7 protein-coding genes are annotated in these 4,986 nt (G+C 37.7%); all 7 read left to right on the forward strand.

Annotated elements, in window-relative coordinates; translation table 11 throughout:
* Nucleotides 1-82: 82 nt before the first annotated feature.
* Complete coding sequence (locus ABD76_RS18550) at nucleotides 83-592, forward strand: IS630 family transposase (RefSeq protein ID WP_197258673.1); 510 nt, start codon at nucleotides 83-85, stop codon at nucleotides 590-592.
* Between the two features lie 235 nt (nucleotides 593-827).
* On the forward strand, nucleotides 828-1,265 hold the full coding sequence (locus ABD76_RS18555; protein ID WP_197258674.1) for a hypothetical protein: 438 nt from the start codon (nucleotides 828-830) through the stop codon (nucleotides 1,263-1,265).
* Between the two features lie 5 nt (nucleotides 1,266-1,270).
* A complete protein-coding gene (gene galE, locus ABD76_RS18560; RefSeq protein ID WP_197258675.1) occupies nucleotides 1,271-2,284 on the forward strand; it encodes a UDP-glucose 4-epimerase GalE in 1,014 nt (337 codons plus the stop codon).
* Nucleotides 2,285-2,294: 10 nt separating this feature from the next.
* Nucleotides 2,295-2,717 carry a GtrA family protein gene (locus tag ABD76_RS30995; RefSeq protein ID WP_420901957.1) on the forward strand — a complete coding sequence of 141 codons (423 nt, stop codon included), beginning with the start codon at nucleotides 2,295-2,297 and terminating at the stop codon, nucleotides 2,715-2,717.
* 47 nt (nucleotides 2,718-2,764) lie between these two features.
* Nucleotides 2,765-3,328, forward strand: a complete 564-nt coding sequence (gene rfbC / locus ABD76_RS18570) for a dTDP-4-dehydrorhamnose 3,5-epimerase (RefSeq protein ID WP_197258677.1) — start codon at nucleotides 2,765-2,767, stop codon at nucleotides 3,326-3,328.
* Nucleotides 3,329-3,430: 102 nt separating this feature from the next.
* Nucleotides 3,431-3,673: a glycosyltransferase gene (locus ABD76_RS18575; protein WP_197258678.1), complete on the forward strand. Its 243-nt coding sequence runs from the start codon at nucleotides 3,431-3,433 to the stop codon at nucleotides 3,671-3,673.
* Nucleotides 3,674-3,749: 76 nt separating this feature from the next.
* Nucleotides 3,750-4,940: an IS701 family transposase gene (locus tag ABD76_RS18580; RefSeq protein ID WP_197254446.1), complete on the forward strand. Its 1,191-nt coding sequence runs from the start codon at nucleotides 3,750-3,752 to the stop codon at nucleotides 4,938-4,940.
* Nucleotides 4,941-4,986: the final 46 nt, after the last annotated feature.

The raw sequence follows: 4,986 nt of genomic DNA on the forward strand, positions 1-4,986 counted from the left end.
AAACTATTGAACTTCCATAACAGGAGGGTTTTGTCCCATCATTGTCGAATTCAGAAATACCCTGAATGAGGCGGTGAATGAGATGGATAACAAGGAAGCGCTGGCTGCAGTTGAAGAACGAATAAGAACGACGAAGGATCGCCGCATGTACGAGCGACTTCAAACCGTACGTTTACGATTAATGGGCAAGTCTGTACGCGAGATTGCCACGATCATCTGTCGTTCGGAGAAAACTATTCGCCTTTACATCCGCGCCTATGAAAAAGAAGGGTTGTCGGGCTTGGCCATGCAATTCTCTCCCGGGCGATCCCCACGCCTGACGAAAGAACAGCGGGACGCATTGAAGCAAGTCATTGTGAACCAGGTGCCAGCAGACGTTGGATTCACCGCCAAATTCAATTGGACGTTGCAACTGATAGCAGACTACATTGAGCGTACGTATGGATGTACCTATTCGCTGCGCGGCGTTTCGAAGATGATGGAACATATGGGCATGAGCTATACGAAACCGACGTATACGCTTGCCGCTGCAGACCCTGTTAAACAACAACAGTTTGTCGAAGAAACGTTTCCGGCTCTAAAAAGGGGTTGAAAATGGCGAAATTCGTCATCTTTTGTTTGAAGATGAAAGCATGATCCGCGAAATTAAATGACATTTATCCAATAGAGGAATGGAAAAAGCATTATAATCCCCATAGTGTGGATCCGTTAATTCATGACTCTCAAATTAATAGAGAAAAATTACAGCTTCATACAGCTGATGTTTTAAAATATGGTTCCATGTTCTAAAGCAAGATCCGTGGATATTTGTAAAACATCAAATTAAATTGACATCAATAATATGGGAAGTTGTACAACCAGAAGATTCTCATACTTATACCACTCAAAGAGGAATAGATCCAAATAATTTAGGCTTGAAAAGTAACGAAAATACTAAATCGTATAGAGAAAATGTAAATAAATTTATTGAATTTACTGAACGAAGGGAATATAACTGGTTCCTATGGAGGGGGGGTATTCAATTATATATTATTGTTGGCGGGATGTTTATATTCTTGTTTAAAAGGAAAAGTATCTTATTCTTATCTACACTTCCAGCCCTACTCAATACTGCTGGATTAATGTTGACGATTCCAGCACAGCATCTTCGTTATGTATACTCTAATATATTGATTGCTCCTATTATTTTGTTGGTTTGTATGAATTTCATTAGTGAGTATCGTAATGAACAAAAAACAAAAAGTATAGATATGAAAGAAGGATGAGGGTTATGGCGATATTGGTTACAGGAGGAACGGGATATATTGGCAGTCATACATGTGTAGAATTGCTGAATTCTGGTTACGAGATTGTTGTTGTAGACAATTTCAGTAATTCGACTCCAGATACTATTGATAAAATAAAAAAAATTACAGACAAAACATTCCCTTTTTATAGAGGGAATGTTGAAGATAAAACATTACTTGAAAATATCTTTAATGTTCATCCAATTGAGGCGGTAATACATTTTGCTGGGTTAAAATCGGTCGGGGAATCAGTAAGTAACCCTTTAAAATATTACCAAGTTAACATAATGAGTACACTTGTGTTGTGCGAAGTAATGAAAAAGTTTGATGTGAAGAAAATAGTATTCAGTTCCTCTGCTACAGTTTATGGAAACCCGGAAAAGCTACCAATAACAGAGGATTCAGCTACACAAACAACAAATCCTTATGGATATACGAAATTGGTGATAGAAAATATCTTGCAAGATATATATACATCTGATAGGGGATGGAGCATTTGTTTATTGCGGTATTTCAATCCGATCGGTGCTCATACTAGCGGAATAATAGGAGAAAACCCTGTCGGAATTCCAAATAACTTATTGCCTTATATAGCAAAAGTTGCTATAGGTGAATTGGATTTTGTAAATGTATTTGGTAATGACTATAATACGTTCGATGGAACTGGAGTTCGCGATTATCTGCATGTTGTCGATTTAAGTCTAGGTCATATTAAAGCTCTTGAATATGTATTATCCTCAACTGGAATAGATACTGTTAATCTTGGTACAGGTGTAGGTTACAGTGTACTTCAAATAATTAAATCTTTTGAAAAAGCAAGTGGAAAAAAAATCAATTATCGAATTGTAGGCCGACGAGACGGAGATATTGCGGAATGTTATGCTGATACTAGTAAAGCGGAGAAGGTTTTAGGTTGGGTGGCTAGAAGAAATATTGATGAGATGTGTAAAGATACGTGGAGATACATATTAAATACTACATGCAGGGTAAAGGCATAAATAAACCATGATGAATACGCAAAGTAGGATAAGGATCATAAAGGTATTCAAGAAATTCAACCAATTCATTAAGTATGGCTTGGTAGGAATTGTTGGAACAGTAATTCATACTGGTACATTAGTTGTACTTGTCGAGTATTGTAGTATGTCACCGTATTTAGCATCTATCATGGGATTCACCCTTTCGTTAATCATCTCATATTTTATAAATCTTAAATGGACTTTTAATAATAATAATCTTAGTACTTTTTTTAAGTATATTACCGTGTCGTTAAGTGGATTGTGTTTAAACATGTTAACTATGTATATATTCGTTCATTTATTCAGTATTTGGTATCTTGTTGCTCAAATTGTAACAGTTATCATAGTTCCGATTTCCAATTTTACTTTTAACAAATACTGGACCTTCAAGAAGAAACAATACACAAACTAGAAATTTATATTTCATCCGGATATAGTACGTTTTTTGGAGGGTGAATCATGAAAGTAATTGAAACGAAATTAAAAGGTCTTCGCATCATTGAGCAGCAAGGATATCGAGATCATCGAGGAATATTCATAGAGAGTTATAGTGTATCTAAATTTAGAGATCATTTAATTAATTATCATTTTGTTCAAGATAACTGTTCTGTATCAAATGAGGTTGGGGTGCTGCGAGGACTGCACTATCAAATTAACCCAAAAGCCCAAACAAAATTAGTTTATGTTGTATCAGGGGAAATCTATGATGTAGCTGTGGACATCCGTAAAAATTCCCCAACGTATGGACAATGGGTTGGAGTCGAACTTAATGATCAAAACAATAGACAGCTATTAATTCCAAAGGGGTTTGCACATGGTTATTGCACATTAGCACCGAATACAATTGTAGTGTATAAAGTAGATGAAACATATTCTCCCGAGCACGAACGAGGAATTTATTGGAATGATCCTTCGTTAGGGATTACTTGGCCGACAAGAACTCCTATATTATCTGATAAGGATAATAATTCACCCTTGTTGATTAATTCAGAAAACAATTATTATTATGAATCGGAGGAATAATTAAATTGCGGTGCTTGGTCGTTATTCCAGCTTATAATGAATCAAAAAACATAATTTCTGTACTAGACGGAATATCCTCTTTAGTACAAGATGTTGATATTTTTGGCAATAAATGACTGTTCGAAAGATGATACTGAAAATGTAGTGCGGAGTAAGGGGTATGATGTTATTTCATTATGTTGCAACCTTGGATATAGTGGGGCAATATTGACCGGATTAAAATATGCATCAGAAAAAAATTATGATTATGTTATACAGTTTGATGGGGATGGTCAGCATGACCCTAATGATATCAAAAAGTTAATTAAAGAACTGTACTTGCCCAAATTCGCTGTAATTAAATAGCAGAAAAAGAGACACCCTTGACTCTCTGTGTAAAATAGAAGTGCGACCAACCACTCTACGCAGAGGAGATCAAGAAATGTCTCATACGTATACGTTAACACAGCATCGCCATTGGAACAATATCTTTCGGCAATGGAAACTCCCGTTGTATTTTTCCAAATCTGTCCTTAATCACATCACTCACTTTGTAGATGGCATGTTGTCATCTGGATTTACAGGTACCTTAACAGACATACATCGTGAAAGCTTGCATCATCGGGATCGCAGAAGCTTAAGTCATTTTTTATCCCATGGGAAGTGGGATGAACAGTTCCTGAAGCAAATCGTACGTAATATCGCCTATCAGCAAGTCAAATACAGCGCTAAGCACAATAACAGTCCTATCTTTGTCATTGTAGATGATACGGTGTGTGAAAAAACCAAACCTTCGTCACGGGCGGTTGACTCGATCCAGGGCTCAGCCTTTCACCACTCTCATCTCAAGGGAAAGAAGGTCTATGGTCATGCTGTAGTGGAAGCCATGCTACGGGCGGGTGATATAGTATATCCCTTTGCAACAGAACGCTATGAATCCAAAAGCAAGAGCAAGATTGATCTGGCTTGTGACATGATCCGGCAAGTGCCCAGGTCCCATCACCAAACGTACGTATTAATGGATTCGTGGTATCCTTCAGCCTCTGTTCTTCAGGTGAGTAGCGAGCAAGGATTCCATGTCATTAGCGGTCTGAAGACCAATCGCATCATTTACCCACAAGGGATTCGCCAATCGATTAAAGAATTTGCTTCGTTTATGTCGAAGTCTGATACCGATCTCGTGACCATCGGAGAAGACTCTTATCGCGTTTATCGATACGAAGGAAAGCTCAATTTGCTTGATAATGGAGTCGTTCTTTTCTGCTGGAAAGAAGGAGAAGAACTGAACCCTAAGCAGGTGAAAGCTTTTCTAAGTACAGATGTTTCTCTAACCAACAAGCAAATTCTGAGCTATTATAGCAAGCGATGGTCGATTGAAACGTATTTTCGAACGGCGAAAGTCCACCTCGGCTTGGATCGATATCAGGTTCGATCTACGAAAGCGATCGATCGCTACTGGGCGCTACTCTCTTTTGTTTCGATGTGCTGTATTTACAGCGGGCAAGGCTATCTTTTGGATGGATTGCACCAATATCGACGAGAAAAAAAGCAACATTGGATTGAATATGTTTATAAACAAGCTCTATCCGGAGTAGCTCTCGCTCAAATTCAAACACAGCTTGGAGCTGCATAGGGGTACTGTCAGCTTTTTTAGATTTACATTTTCTTGAAGTGTTTAT

The sequence above is a fragment of the Paenibacillus dendritiformis genome, assembly GCF_015845845.1.
Classification (GTDB): domain Bacteria; phylum Bacillota; class Bacilli; order Paenibacillales; family Paenibacillaceae; genus Paenibacillus_B; species Paenibacillus_B dendritiformis_C.

Excerpts from the sequence above, each read along its gene's own strand:
- galE (WP_197258675.1), top strand. The coding sequence starts at position 1,271 with ATGGCGATATTGGTTACAGGAGGAACGGGATATATTGGCAGTCATACA.
- ABD76_RS18550 (WP_197258673.1), top strand. The coding sequence starts at position 83 with ATGGATAACAAGGAAGCGCTGGCTGCAGTTGAAGAACGAATAAGAACG.
- ABD76_RS30995 (WP_420901957.1), top strand. The coding sequence starts at position 2,295 with ATGAATACGCAAAGTAGGATAAGGATCATAAAGGTATTCAAGAAATTC.
- rfbC (WP_197258677.1), top strand. The coding sequence starts at position 2,765 with ATGAAAGTAATTGAAACGAAATTAAAAGGTCTTCGCATCATTGAGCAG.
- ABD76_RS18580 (WP_197254446.1), top strand. The coding sequence starts at position 3,750 with ATGTCTCATACGTATACGTTAACACAGCATCGCCATTGGAACAATATC.